12 protein-coding genes are annotated in these 13,374 nt (G+C 38.2%); 11 read left to right on the top strand and 1 reads right to left on the bottom strand.

Annotated features, from left to right (window positions below; genetic code table 11):
- Positions 1–476: 476 nt before the first annotated feature.
- A complete protein-coding gene (locus ACFIMX_RS03625; RefSeq protein ID WP_375694043.1) occupies positions 477–2,366 on the bottom strand; it encodes a peptidyl-prolyl cis-trans isomerase in 1,890 nt (629 codons plus the stop codon).
- A gap of 154 nt (positions 2,367–2,520) precedes the next feature.
- Here ACFIMX_RS03625 and tpiA point away from each other — a divergent pair, with 154 nt between their 5' ends.
- The 11 genes from tpiA to ACFIMX_RS03570 all read left to right on the top strand — a co-directional run bounded on the left by tpiA (position 2,521) and on the right by ACFIMX_RS03570 (position 13,267).
- Positions 2,521–3,285, top strand: coding sequence for a triose-phosphate isomerase (tpiA, locus tag ACFIMX_RS03620; RefSeq protein ID WP_375612907.1), 765 nt, complete (start codon positions 2,521–2,523; stop codon positions 3,283–3,285).
- Between the two features lie 82 nt (positions 3,286–3,367).
- A complete protein-coding gene (gene secG, locus ACFIMX_RS03615; protein ID WP_375617686.1) occupies positions 3,368–3,820 on the top strand; it encodes a preprotein translocase subunit SecG in 453 nt (150 codons plus the stop codon).
- Between the two features lie 129 nt (positions 3,821–3,949).
- Complete coding sequence (locus tag ACFIMX_RS03610) at positions 3,950–5,578, top strand: CTP synthase (RefSeq protein ID WP_375617687.1); 1,629 nt, start codon at positions 3,950–3,952, stop codon at positions 5,576–5,578.
- Positions 5,579–5,614: 36 nt separating this feature from the next.
- Positions 5,615–6,451 (top strand): 3-deoxy-8-phosphooctulonate synthase, encoded by an 837-nt coding sequence (gene kdsA / locus ACFIMX_RS03605; RefSeq protein WP_375617688.1) that lies wholly within the window; start codon positions 5,615–5,617, stop codon positions 6,449–6,451.
- 71 nt (positions 6,452–6,522) lie between these two features.
- Positions 6,523–7,794, top strand: a complete 1,272-nt coding sequence (gene eno, locus ACFIMX_RS03600) for a phosphopyruvate hydratase (RefSeq protein WP_375639425.1) — start codon at positions 6,523–6,525, stop codon at positions 7,792–7,794.
- A 112-nt stretch (positions 7,795–7,906) separates the two neighbouring features.
- Entirely contained in the window at positions 7,907–8,314 is a 408-nt protein-coding gene (locus ACFIMX_RS03595) for a TM2 domain-containing protein (protein ID WP_375617690.1), read from the top strand.
- Positions 8,315–8,685: 371 nt separating this feature from the next.
- Positions 8,686–8,811, top strand: a complete 126-nt coding sequence (locus ACFIMX_RS03590; RefSeq protein ID WP_375617691.1) for a hypothetical protein — start codon at positions 8,686–8,688, stop codon at positions 8,809–8,811.
- Between the two features lie 226 nt (positions 8,812–9,037).
- Positions 9,038–9,349 carry a septum formation initiator family protein gene (locus ACFIMX_RS03585; RefSeq protein WP_375617692.1) on the top strand — a complete coding sequence of 104 codons (312 nt, stop codon included), beginning with the start codon at positions 9,038–9,040 and terminating at the stop codon, positions 9,347–9,349.
- A 135-nt stretch (positions 9,350–9,484) separates the two neighbouring features.
- Positions 9,485–10,525, top strand: a complete 1,041-nt coding sequence (pdhA, locus tag ACFIMX_RS03580) for a pyruvate dehydrogenase (acetyl-transferring) E1 component subunit alpha (protein WP_375617693.1) — start codon at positions 9,485–9,487, stop codon at positions 10,523–10,525.
- A gap of 16 nt (positions 10,526–10,541) precedes the next feature.
- Complete coding sequence (locus ACFIMX_RS03575) at positions 10,542–11,909, top strand: pyruvate dehydrogenase complex E1 component subunit beta (protein ID WP_375639426.1); 1,368 nt, start codon at positions 10,542–10,544, stop codon at positions 11,907–11,909.
- 14 nt (positions 11,910–11,923) lie between these two features.
- Positions 11,924–13,267, top strand: coding sequence for a pyruvate dehydrogenase complex dihydrolipoamide acetyltransferase (locus ACFIMX_RS03570; RefSeq protein WP_375639427.1), 1,344 nt, complete (start codon positions 11,924–11,926; stop codon positions 13,265–13,267).
- Positions 13,268–13,374: the final 107 nt, after the last annotated feature.

Below are 13,374 nucleotides of genomic sequence, written 5' to 3'. Positions count from 1 at the left end.
ATTTATAATGATAATTCGTTTTTTCTCATATTGAATGAGAGTCTTGAATAGAAAAAGATTTCTCCATTTTTATAATGAATTTTAAAAATAGTTTTTTTTATCTATTATAAGTTGGGTGTGTAAATGAAATCATTTAAGGAAGAAGCAATACGCTCCCTATAAATGAATATTAAGAGTAGCAAAATATGATGAGCTATGAATGAATGACGATAGGGATGATATTTATAGCTTAATGGGCGGCAACCTTTACAACCTTTGGATGGGTAATGTTTCTTAATGCATTGCAAAAACGATTCTACATTCCATTGACTATTTTCTCGCAAATCCATACATGCACTGTTTTGCGAGAAAATGAATCATTATACAAACGCTGATCCTAAGATATGCAGACAAGAAACCCGTCTTACCTCTTCAACTATAGACGAAGAGCTGATGAAAACTTTATCAATAAGTTCTTAAAATTATGCACAATCTTTTTATTGGAGAGCGTTAAAGATCTGATTATAATTTGTGCTATTAATTTCCAAAGGATGTTCTTTATTGGCAACTTGTAGCATTTCTAGCTTGAGATCTTCTCTTATCATCATATCTATATTGGCGCGGACCTCAGTTGAAAGAGTATGAGACGTGATATCTTTAGGCATGGTTACAGTCTTTATTTGATAAATGATACGGTTTGTTGCAACTGGACCTTTTATGATGCCATAATGGCCTTTGGGAGCAGAAAATAATGCTTTAATCCCTTCAACGCCAAGAGGGTCAGATGAGTCTTGACGCCGGAGGGCGGGTGTTGTTTGTTTTGTAACACCAAGGGCATGAGCAAGAGCAACAAGACTTTTTCCTTCCGTGAGCTGTTTGAGAGCATTTTGGGCTTTTTCATCAAGAAGACGTTGGATTTCTTCATTTTTCCATTGAGAAAGAACATCTAGCTTAGCCTCTTCAAGTGTTTTATCGCGGGCAGGAATAATTTTATCGACCTTGTACCAGAGATATCCACCATTTTGAAAAGAGAGAGGATCAAGATCGACTCCTTCGTTTGATTGATAGATGGCATTCAGTAAAATATCTTTTTGAGGTAAATCCGTGAGTATTGCACCTTCAAGCGTTTTTCCCGTTTTATCAATAGTAATTGTGCGCAAAGATAACTTGTATTGGTCAGCTAACTCTTTGAGAGAAGCACCCTCAAAACGAGCATTTTCAATGGCTACATAATTGTTACGGATATCATCAGTAGCACGATTTTTGGCAAGTATTTGGCGAATATTTTCTTCTACACTTTCAAAAGGAAGAGAGCTTGAAGGTTCAATATGCGTAACGCGAATGAGAACAGGTCCCTGTAAGTCATTTATCACAGGACTGACTTGGCCTTGTTGAAGTTCAAAAATTTCAGATGTCAGATGATTAGGGAGTTCATTTTCTGCGAGAGGTCCTTTTTTTATGTCATTAAGAGTCTTTTTTTCAGCTTTTACCAGTTCATCAAAACTCAATCCATCAGCTATTTTTTTTGCTGCATTATCGGCTTCTTCGCGTGAGGGGAATCGCAGTTCTTCGAATGTACGCTTTTCAGGCGTTACAAAACGTGAAGCATTTTGTGTATAATAGGCTTTCGCCTCATCTGTTGAGATATCTTTAGGTTTTACAAAATCATTAAGTTCCATAGATAGCAAAGAGACAGTACGGTATTCTGGAGCACGAAATTGACTTTGATGTGTTTCAAACCATTTTTGTAATGTTTCGTAATCAGGATCAGCAATTGTTTTCTTTTCTTTTAGATCAATAACGAGATAATCAGCAATACGCATTTCTCCTTGATAAAGAGCAAGTGCTTTATAAAAGAGATTTGGTGCCTTCATATCAGAAAGTAAAGCAGCAATCAGCTGATTACGCTTTTCTTGTTTGGTGTAATAATTAAGAAAAGCACTTTCACTAATACGTAAATGCTGAAGATAGTTATAAAACAAGTTTTTATCAAAAGTGCCATTTACCTGGAACATTTTATCAGAACCAATCGTATGAGCTATTGTATCTTTTGAAAGACTTATTTTCATTTTACGTGCTTGTTCATCAAGCAGTACATTTTGTTGTAATTGATTAAATACAAAAGCAGGAATTTGGTATTGCTGCATTTCATTTGTTGTAAACATTCGTCCAAGATGAGCAGCATATGCTAAACGTGCGCTTTGATCGGCGAGTGCAAGACGATAATCATCGACAGTTACTGTGGACTTTCCAGAAGTAATAAGATCTCTTTCACTTTTTTTGTGTAACTGCGGTACCCCCCATAAAAGAATGAAGCATAAGAGTAAAATAGCAAGGAAAATTCTAAAAATCCAAGAATTTGTAGCATTTCTTAAGATGTCAAGCATTGTTCAAGTCCATTTTTAATGTGAGTTATTATCAAAGCTGTAATGGAATTTGCAATAAAGAGATGAAAGATGCAAGCTTTAAAGACTTGCTTTCATTTTATAATTTGGTAACTACAGATAAACAATGTATTGTAAGAGCTCTTGAGGTGAAAATATGTCTCAAAATATTCGGCCTTTTCTTGCTGGAAATTGGAAAATGAATGGAACGAGTGAATCGCTTGGAGAGTTGCGTGCTATTGCTACAGGCGTTAGCTCTGATCTAGGTCATCTATTTGAAGCCCTAATTTGTGTTCCAGCAACGCTTTTATCGCGTGCTTCTAATACGCTGAATGGTGAAAATCTCCTTTTGGGAGGACAAAATTGTCACTTTGATGATCATGGTCCTTATACTGGAGATATTTCAGCTTTTATGCTTAAAGAAGCGGGAGCAAGTCATGTTATTATTGGGCATTCAGAACGTCGTACAGTGTACCAGGAAAATGATGCGATTGTCTGTGCCAAAGTGCAAGCTGCGTGGCGAGCAGGTCTTGTGGCTCTTGTATGTATTGGTGAAACATTGGAGGAGCGTAATAATAATAAAGTACTGGATATTCTCACGCAGCAGCTTGAAGAATCTCTCCCAGATGATGCAACAGCAGAGAATACCATTATCGCTTATGAACCAGTTTGGGCGATAGGCACCGGCAATACAGCGACTCCAGAAGATATTGCAAAAGTACATCATTTCATTCGTGATAGGGTGCGCTCTCGTTTTGGTGATGAAGGTAATAAGATACGTTTGCTTTATGGTGGATCCGTAAAGCCATCCAATGCATTTGAGCTTTTAAGCATTGCTCATGTTAATGGTGCTTTGATAGGTGGAGCAAGCTTAAAAGCGATTGATTTTTTAACAATTTGCGATGTTTGTCGTAAACTATAGCAGAGAAATTTGAGTTTCCCCTTGGATTGTGCGTTATTTATGTGTAAATAGCTATTAAAGAGTTATTTGAAGAGCAGGGTTTATGCAAACAGTACTTATAGTTATTCATTTTTTGATTGTGATTACTTTGGTTGGTATTATATTAATTCAACCTTCAGAAGGTGGTGGGTTAGGTGTGAGTAATAGCTCAGGGTTGATGAAAACTCGTGGATCTAGAAATCCTTTAACACGTTTGACTGCTATTTTAGCCTGTTGTTTTTTTGTTGTGTCTATTGGACTTACCGTGGTGAGTAATATATCAAATTCTAGTTCTGATATTTTAAAGCGTATACCGGTTAATTCAGAGCAGAATTCTACCAATAAAGACTCAGGATCAGTCCCATCATCAGATGGTGAGTCTTCCCCTTCTATTCTTGAACAGCTAGGAGGCACTTCGAATTCTCCGCAGGAACAGAAACAGTCCACAAATCCTGAAGCAGAAAGTCCAGTTCCTCAGGTTTTTGAAAATACAGTTCCGGATAACAGTACAAAATAGTTTTTTAAGAAAACATAGACTTTTTAAAAAAGGTGATTTTTTTCGCCTTTTTTATTTTAGAAGAAAAATTGTTTCTTTTTGCATTTTTTGCTGGAAAAATCATTATAAATTGCTTATCACCATAAGCCCATGGCACGTTATGTTTTTATTACTGGTGGTGTGGTTTCTTCCCTTGGAAAAGGCATCGCAGCGGCGGCGTTAGCAGCGTTATTACAGGCTCGTGGCTATCGCGTACGTCTTCGCAAACTTGATCCTTATTTAAATGTTGATCCAGGTACGATGTCACCTTATCAACATGGCGAAGTATTTGTGACCGATGATGGTGCAGAAACGGATCTTGATCTTGGTCATTATGAGCGTTTTACTGGGCGTTCTGCAAATAGCCAAGATAATATTACAACAGGGCGTATTTATCGCAATATCATTGAACGAGAGCGGCGTGGTGATTATTTGGGGGCAACAGTCCAAGTTATTCCTCATGTTACAGATGAAATTAAGAGATTCATTACGATGGAAAATGAAGAATTTGATTTTGTTTTGTGTGAGATAGGTGGAACGGTTGGTGATATTGAAGCAATGCCTTTTCTAGAAGCGATTCGTCAGCTTCGCAATGAGCTACCGAGACAAAATGTCGTTTATGTCCATCTCACATTAATGCCTTATATTCCTTCAGCAGGTGAATTAAAAACGAAACCAACACAACATTCTGTCAAAGAATTGCAAGCAGTTGGTATTTCTCCTGATATTTTGCTTGTACGTGCAGATCGATCTATTCCAGAAACAGAACGGTGCAAATTATCACTTTTTTGCAATGTTCGCTCCAATGCGGTCATTCAGGCATTAGATATGCCAACAATTTATGATGTTCCTATGGCATACCATAAGGAGGGTTTGGACTCTGAAGTTCTTTGCGCTTTTGGAATCGATTCGGCACCTTCCCCCAAGATGGATCGTTGGGAAGATATTACGCATCGTATTCACCATCCTGAAGGAGAAGTTACGATTGCTGTTGTAGGAAAATATACGGGCTTAAAGGATGCTTATAAATCTCTTATTGAAGCGATTGCACATGGTGGTTTAGCGAATAGAGTGAAGGTTAATATTGAGTGGATTGATTCGGAGCTTTTTGAAAAAGAAGATTCTGTTTCAACTTTACAAAAAGCCCATGGAATTTTGGTTCCAGGTGCTTTTGGGGCACGAGGGGCAGAAGGGAAGATTCGAGCAATTCAATTTGCACGAGAGCGTAAAGTTCCATTTTTAGGGATTTGTTTTGGGATGCAATTAGCTTGTATAGAAGCTGCGCGCAATATTGCACAGATTGAGAATGCTTCATCAAGTGAGTTTTGCGAAACAGACAATCCAATTGTAGGTTTAATGACAGAATGGCTTAAAGGAGACGTTCTTGAAAAACGTACAAGAAATGCTGATCTCGGCGGTTCAATGCGCCTTGGTGCTTTTGCTGCTGAATTAAAAGAAGAGAGTCATATTGCTCAAATTTATGGGATGACCAAGATTGTCGAGCGACATCGTCATCGTTATGAGGTCAATATTGATTATAAGGATAAGTTAGAACAGTGTGGTTTGATTTTTTCTGGGATGTCTCCTGATGGTATTTTACCAGAAACGATAGAATATGTAGATCATCCATGGTTTATTGGTGTTCAATATCATCCAGAATTAAAATCTCGTCCTTTTGATCCACATCCGCTTTTTTCTTCTTTTATTGAAGCCGCTGTAGAACAAAGTCGATTAGTTTAATGCGTAAATTGGATTACTTTGCTTTTGAGGGATAAAATGACTAAACCAAATGCCCGTGTGAAAGTTGGAAATATGATTTTTTCAAATGAAATGCCTCTTTCATTAATTGCAGGGCCGTGTCAGATGGAAAGTCGTGATCATGCTTTTGAAATGGCTGGTCGTATTAAAACAATTACCGATCAGCTTGGTATCAGGTTTGTTTATAAATCAAGTTACGATAAAGCCAACAGAACCTCTTTGAGTGCGGCACGTGGCATTGGTCTTGAAAAAGCAATGGCTATTTTTTCTGATTTAAAAAAAGAGTTTGATTGTCCCATATTAACTGATGTGCATACAGAAGAGCAATGTACAATTGTTTCTTCTACAGTTGATATTTTACAAATACCGGCTTTTTTATGTCGTCAAACAGATCTTTTGGTAGCAGCCGCCAAAACAGAATGTGTTATTAACATTAAAAAAGGTCAGTTTTTAGCGCCGTGGGATATGGAGAATGTTTTAAAAAAGGTTGTTTACAGTGGTAATCCGAATGTTATGCTTTGTGAGCGAGGCACGTCATTTGGTTACAACCGACTTATTTCTGATATGCGTTCGTTGCCTATTTTACGTTCATTTGGAGCTCCTGTTATTTTTGATGCAACGCATTCTGTTCAAGAACCTGGGGGGCAGGGGGCTTCATCTGGTGGACAGCGTCAATTTGTTGAAATTTTAGCGCGTGCAGCTGTTTCTGTTGGGGTAGCTGGTATTTTTTTAGAAACACATCAAGATCCAGATAATGCACCTTCTGATGGACCCAATATGGTTAAAGTTGATGATTTACAAAGATTGCTTGAGACTTTAATGGAATTTGATTATCTGTCAAAAAAGTTGAGTTGAGAAGAGAAAAAATATTTCATTAATAGGGCATTATAAATGAATCGAGACTTTTATTGGATAAGGAAACACATATGACTATAATTGTCGATATCATTGGGCGTGAAGTTCTTGATAGCCGTGGTAATCCAACGGTAGAAGTTGATGTTCATTTGGAGAATGGAGCTTTTGGTCGCGCTCTGGTTCCTTCGGGAGCTTCAACAGGAGCACACGAGGCTATAGAGCTTCGTGATGGTGGTTTGCGCTATCAAGGGAAAGGTGTTGAAAAAGCGGTTGCTGCAGTTAATGGCGAAATTCTTGAAGAACTTGGTGGGCGGGATGCAACAAATCAAATTGCTATTGATCAAGCAATGATTGCTTTGGATGGAACGCCAAACAAAGCCCGTCTTGGTGCCAATGCACTTCTTGGTGTTTCATTAGCTGTTGCAAAAGCAGCTGCGGATTCATTAAATTTACCTTTGTATCGTTATATTGGTGGTACACAAGCGCATATTCTTCCAACCCCCATGATGAATATTATTAATGGTGGCGTTCATGCTGATAATTTGATTGATTTTCAAGAGTTTATGATTATTCCTATAGGAGCTCCTACTATAAGAGAAGCGATCCGTTATGGCGCTGAGATTTTCCATGCATTGAAAAAGCGTTTAAAAGATGCGGGTTATAATACCAATGTTGGTGATGAAGGTGGTTTTGCACCTCAATTTAAAAGTGCTGATCAAGCAATTGATTTTATTATGGAATCTATCATGATATGTGGCTATAAACCAGGTGAACAAATTGCCATTGGTTTAGACTGTGCTTCAACCGAATTTTATAAAAATGGTTCGTATTTTTATAAAGGTGAGGGGAAATGCCGTGACACCCAAGAGCAGGTAAATTATTTAGCGCAGCTTGTGAAAAATTATCCTATTATTACAATTGAAGATGGAATGGCAGAGGATGATTGGGAAGGTTGGAAGCTACTTACTGACACAATTGGAGAAAAATGTCAGCTTGTTGGCGATGATTTGTTTGTAACAAATTCAGCACGTTTGCGTGATGGTATCAAAATGGGGGTAGGCAATTCTATTCTCATAAAAGTTAATCAAATCGGTACATTGAGTGAAACACTTGATGCTGTAGAAGTAGCACATAAAGCAGGTTATCGTGCCATTATATCTCATCGTTCCGGCGAGACAGAGGATTCTTTCATTGCAGATCTTGCTGTTGCAACGAATTGTGGACAAATTAAAACAGGTTCTTTTGCACGTTCGGATAGATTAGCAAAATACAATCAACTTATCCGTATTGAAGAAATGCTAGGAGCCCAAGCGCATTATGCTGGTGATTTATATCGTGTATAGTTGTGAGCAAAAAATATGAAAGTATAAGATCATTTAGATTATGAAATTGAGATTTCTTATCAAAGGCATATGCATAGTAATTTTATAGGTATTTAAATTTATAGGGATTAAGATGAGAGGTGTGATTATTACTCAAGATCAAGGAATGTATCTCGTTTCGGGTGATGACGGTAAGCGTTATCAGTTTGCGACTTGGGATTGGTTGGGAAAGAAACCACCAAGGATTGGTGATACTATTGATTTTGTCTATGAAGGCGGTGTGGTTAGTTCTGTTTTTCCATTGTTGAGACCAGGTACAGAGAACTCAAAGATAATGTTCGCACTCCTTTGTTGGTGTGCAGGTATCTTTGGTGTCCATCGTTTTATGGTTGGTAAAGTTAGGACTGGTGCTTTAATGCTGGTTCTATCTTTATCATTGTTTGGATTGATAATTACCGGAATTTGGGCAGTTGTTGATTTTATAGTCATTCTTGGAGGAAGATTTACGGATAAAGATGGGAATCAGATTACAGATTTTTAAAAATTTTATAATAAAGAGAAAGTAATTCAGTTCGCTTTTTATTTTTATAAATAATTAAGTTGCATCATGCAAAATTATTGTACTATATTTATTTAATATGAGATATTAAAAAACATGTACAGCTAAGTAAAAGTATTGAAAAAGACAATGCTATTTTATACGGGTAAAGCAAAGACGCAAATTAATTAAGGCGTGCATTGTTTTTCTGCTTATGGCAGTGGATAGCATTAGATTATTGGAGGCTCCAAACTATCCTAATTTCACGTTTATTACGGCTGCTATAAATTGTATTTACACCGTGAGGTTAATCCGCATATTATCAAATTAAAAATAATCTCTTTATGAATAACACATAAGGAGCGTGGGTAAGGATGAAGGGTGAAATTATTGTTCAAAATCAAGGGGTTTATCTCGTTTTGGGAGGTGATGATAAGCGTTATCAATTTGAGGATTGGAATTGGTTAGGAAAAACCACCAAGCATAGGGGATACCGTTGATTTTATCTTTATTTTAATAGGAAATTTTAGGAAAAGCTACAAATTAGAGGATATCCAATATTTATAATATAAAAGTAGGTCATTCAGCTTACTTTGATTGTATTAAGGGGGATAAATTGAAAATAACAAATTATTTAGTGTAGATTTGGTAATGAGGTATTAATCAAAATCATGCATAGTTGGGCAAAATATTAAGAAATTTGTGCTGTAAAGACTGTGCTATTTTATGTGGACAAAGCAGAAACGTCGATCAATCAAAGTACGCTTTGTACTACCTCTTATGACGGTGGGAGTCTTAAGCTATTTCAGTTATCACATTTATCATGGTGAGTATGGATTGTATTCACGCAGTGAAGTTAATCAGCATATTAGCGAATTAGAAAAGGAGCTTCATAAAATAGAAGCTGAGCGGATATTCATGGAAAAGCGTATTTCTCTTTTACGCAACGGGCATATAGAAAAAGATATGTTGGATGAGTATGTCCGAAAGAACTTGAACTTCTCTAAGTCAAATGAACTGACAATCTTAATACCTTGAAATGATACTAAAGGTAAATGAAAAATCACTTAATTTAAACAACAATCAGCAATGATATTGTTTAAGCCGATTGATAAGGCTTGTAACTTTTGTTCGTAAAGGTTATTCCTAAATAATCATAAAAGGGAGTTTAATATGGCAGAACGACTTAAAAAAAATTCTGCGTCGGTGGCGCGCACTGCATTATCAAGCACCACAAAGAAAGCACCAATAGCAGATTTTACAAAAGAAGAAGAAATTGATGCTTATCGTGAAATGCTTTTAATTCGCCGTTTTGAAGAAAAAGCAGGACAACTTTATGGTATGGGGCTTATAGGGGGATTTTGTCACCTTTATATTGGTCAGGAAGCCGTTGTTATAGGAACATTGAAAGCGGCAAAAGAAGGTGATCAGGTTATTACGTCTTACCGTGATCATGGACATATGTTAGCGGTTGGGATGAGTCCGCGTGGTGTTATGGCAGAATTAACGGGACGTCAAGGTGGCTTTTCCAAAGGGAAAGGTGGCTCGATGCATATGTTCTCTAAAGAAAAGAACTTTTATGGGGGACATGGTATTGTTGGTGCGCAGGTTCCAATTGGTTCAGGTTTGGCATTTTCGAATCAGTATCTTGGTAAAGATAATGTGACATTGGTTTATTTTGGTGATGGTGCTGCAAATCAGGGGCAGGTTTACGAGAGTTTTAATATGGCTTCACTTTGGAAGCTTCCTGTTGTTTATATTATTGAAAACAATCAGTATGCTATGGGAACGTCAGTTTCACGTGCATCTGCAGAAACTGATTTTTCCCGACGTGGTCTTTCTTTTGAAATTCCAGGTATTGTTGTTGATGGTATGGATGTTCGATCAGTAAAAGGAGCTGCTGATGAAGCAATTTCTTGGGCACGCTCAGGTAAAGGACCGATCATTCTTGATATGCAGACCTATCGCTATCGTGGTCATTCCATGTCTGACCCAGCAAAATATCGTTCAAAGGAAGAAGTCCAAAAAATAAAAGAGGAGCACGATCCGATTGATCAAGTAAAAAGTCGGATTCTTAAAAAAAATTGGGCGAGCGAAGATGATTTAAAATCTATTGAGAAAGAGGTCCGTGCAATTGTTGCTGATGCGGTAGATTTTGCACAAAGTGATCAAGAGCCAGATGCTTCTGAGCTCTATACTGATATTTTAGTTTGATGCGAGGGAAGCAAGTATGTCTATTGATATTTTGATGCCGGCGCTTTCACCAACTATGGAAGAAGGTAAACTGTCTAAATGGCTCAAGAAAGAAGGTGATAAGGTTAGCTCTGGCGATGTTATTGCTGAAATTGAAACGGATAAGGCTACAATGGAAGTAGAGGCCGTTGATGAAGGTACTCTTGGTAAGATTTTTGTGCCTGAAGGTTCGGAAGGCGTAAAGGTTAACACTGTTATTGCGATTTTGTTAGAAGAAGGTGAGCGTGCTGAGGATATTTCGCAACCTACTGATACAGCACAAAAACCTAAGGAAACTTCTCTTTCTCTGCCTTTGTCAGTTCCGCAGGCTGCTCCTACTTTTGATATATCTCCTAATTTTGATATTCCGGCGGGAACACAAATGGTTACAATGACAGTTCGTGAAGCGCTTAATCAGGCTTTGGCTGAAGAAATGCGGCGTGATGAAACAGTTTTTCTTATGGGGGAAGAAGTCGCGCAATATCAAGGTGCCTATAAGGTTAGTCAAGGTTTGTTGGAAGAATTCGGAGAACGCCGAGTTATTGATACCCCAATTACAGAGCACGGCTTTGCTGGACTGGCTGTCGGGGCTGCTTTTGGAGGGTTACGTCCTATTGTCGAGTTTATGACATTTAATTTTGCGATGCAGGCGATGGACCAAATTATTAACTCAGCAGCCAAAACACGTTATATGTCTGGTGGACAAATGACCGCTCCTATGGTTTTCCGAGGTCCCAATGGCGCGGCTACCCGTGTTGGTGCTCAACATTCTCAATGTTATGCTGCATGGTATAGTCATGTACCAGGTCTGAAAGTTGTCATGCCTTATAGTGCTGCAGATGCAAAAGGTTTGCTGAAAGCTGCTATTCGTGATGATAATCCTGTTATTTTCCTTGAAAATGAGATTTTGTATGGGTATCAATTTGATGTTCCTCAACTGGATGATTTTCTTTTGCCTATTGGTAAGGCACGTATTCATAAGTCTGGACAAGATGTGACGATTGTTGCATGTGGAATTGGGATGCATTATGCTGTTCAAGCGTTACCAGAAATTGAAAAACTTGGTATTGATGTTGAATTGATTGATTTACGAACCATTCGCCCGATGGATCTTCCAACAATTCTTTCGTCAGTTAAAAAAACAGGTCGTTTGGTAACAATTGAAGAGGGATTTCCTCAGTCATCTGTGGGAACTGAAATAGCAACGCGTGTTATGCAGCAGGCTTTTGACTATCTTGATGCGCCAATTGCTACGATTTCTGGCAAAGATGTTCCGATGCCTTATGCCGCTAATCTTGAGAAGTTGGCTTTGCCTAATACTGCTGAAATTATTGAGGCCGTTAAGGCTGTGACATACAGAGCATAACGGAGGAAAGCATAATGCCCATTAAAATTACAATGCCAGCGCTTTCCCCTACGATGGAAGAGGGAAATTTAACAAAATGGAATATTAAGGAGGGAGATAAGGTTTCCTCGGGTGATGTTATTGCTGAGATTGAGACGGATAAAGCGACAATGGAAGTCGAAGCCGTTGATGAAGGTAGGGTTGCTAAAATTGTTGTTCCTGCTGGAACACAAGGCGTTAAAGTAAATGCTTTAATTGTTGTTTTAGCAGAAGAAGGTGAAGATTTAGCTGAAGCTGCAAAAGTTACAGAAGAAATCTCTTCTTCTACAAGACAAAAACCAGAGGGCATCAAACAGACAGATTCTCTGAAACAAACGGACTCAAAGGGAATAAAAATGTCTCATGAATCATCAACTGGGCAATTAATACAGCAAGATAAAAAGGAAGTTCGTCTTTTTGTCTCTCCCTTAGCGCGGCGATTAGCATCTCAGGCAGGTCTTGATTTATCCCTTATTTCTGGAAGTGGTCCGCATGGGCGTATTATTAAGCGCGATGTAGAAAAAGCTGTGAGCAGCGATATGTCTAAAGTGTCTTATTCCTCACCGATAGGGGAGCTAATAGCTACAGGTGCTTCGGACAAACAGATATTGAAACTCTTCAAAGAGGATGAATATAGCTTCGCTCCCCATAATAATATGCGTAAAACAATCGCGACACGTTTGGTGGAATCAAAACAGAGAGTCCCACATTTCTATGTAACGGTAGATTGTGAACTTGATGCGCTATTAGCACTGCGTACACAACTAAATGCTGCTGCTCCAATGGTTAAGGGGCAGGAAGAAACTCAGCCTACTTATAAGCTTTCTGTTAATGATATGGTGATCAAAGCTGTCGCACTTTCTTTGAAAGCGATTCCTGATGCGAATGTTTCTTGGCTTGAAGGCGGGATGCTTCATCATAAACATTGTGATGTTGGGGTTGCTGTTTCTATTCCCAATGGATTAATTACACCGATTATTCGCCATGCAGAGGAAAAGCCGTTATCACTTATTTCCAAAGAGATGAAGGATTTTGCAAAGCGTGCGCGCGAGGGCAAGTTAAAAATGGAAGAATATCAGGGTGGAACAACAGCTGTATCAAATATGGGGATGTATGGTATAAAAAGTTTTTCGGCTATTCTTAATCCACCGCATGCGACGATTTTTGCGATTGGTGCAGGGGAGCAACGCGCCGTTGTTAAAAATGGTGCATTAGTTGTTGCGACAGTTATGTCAGTTACGCTTTCTGCGGATCATCGTGTTGTCGATGGTGCTTTAGCAGCAGAGCTTGCGCGGACTTTTAAGAAGATGATTGAAAATCCATTAGCAATGTTGGTTTGAACTGTTTAACAGTTCTTCACGTAAATTGTGAGAAAGCGTGTTAAGAGAATAGAAACAAATTTAAAGAGTTTAAAGAGCAATGTTATTGCTATTTCTGGTTTGGATAA

Origin of the sequence: Bartonella sp. AD24XZML, from assembly GCF_042196485.1 — a bacterium.
GTDB lineage: Bacteria > Pseudomonadota > Alphaproteobacteria > Rhizobiales > Rhizobiaceae > Bartonella.
The sequence above is the reverse complement of the archived record's forward strand: the minus strand, read 5'-3'. Positions and strand labels throughout refer to the sequence as shown.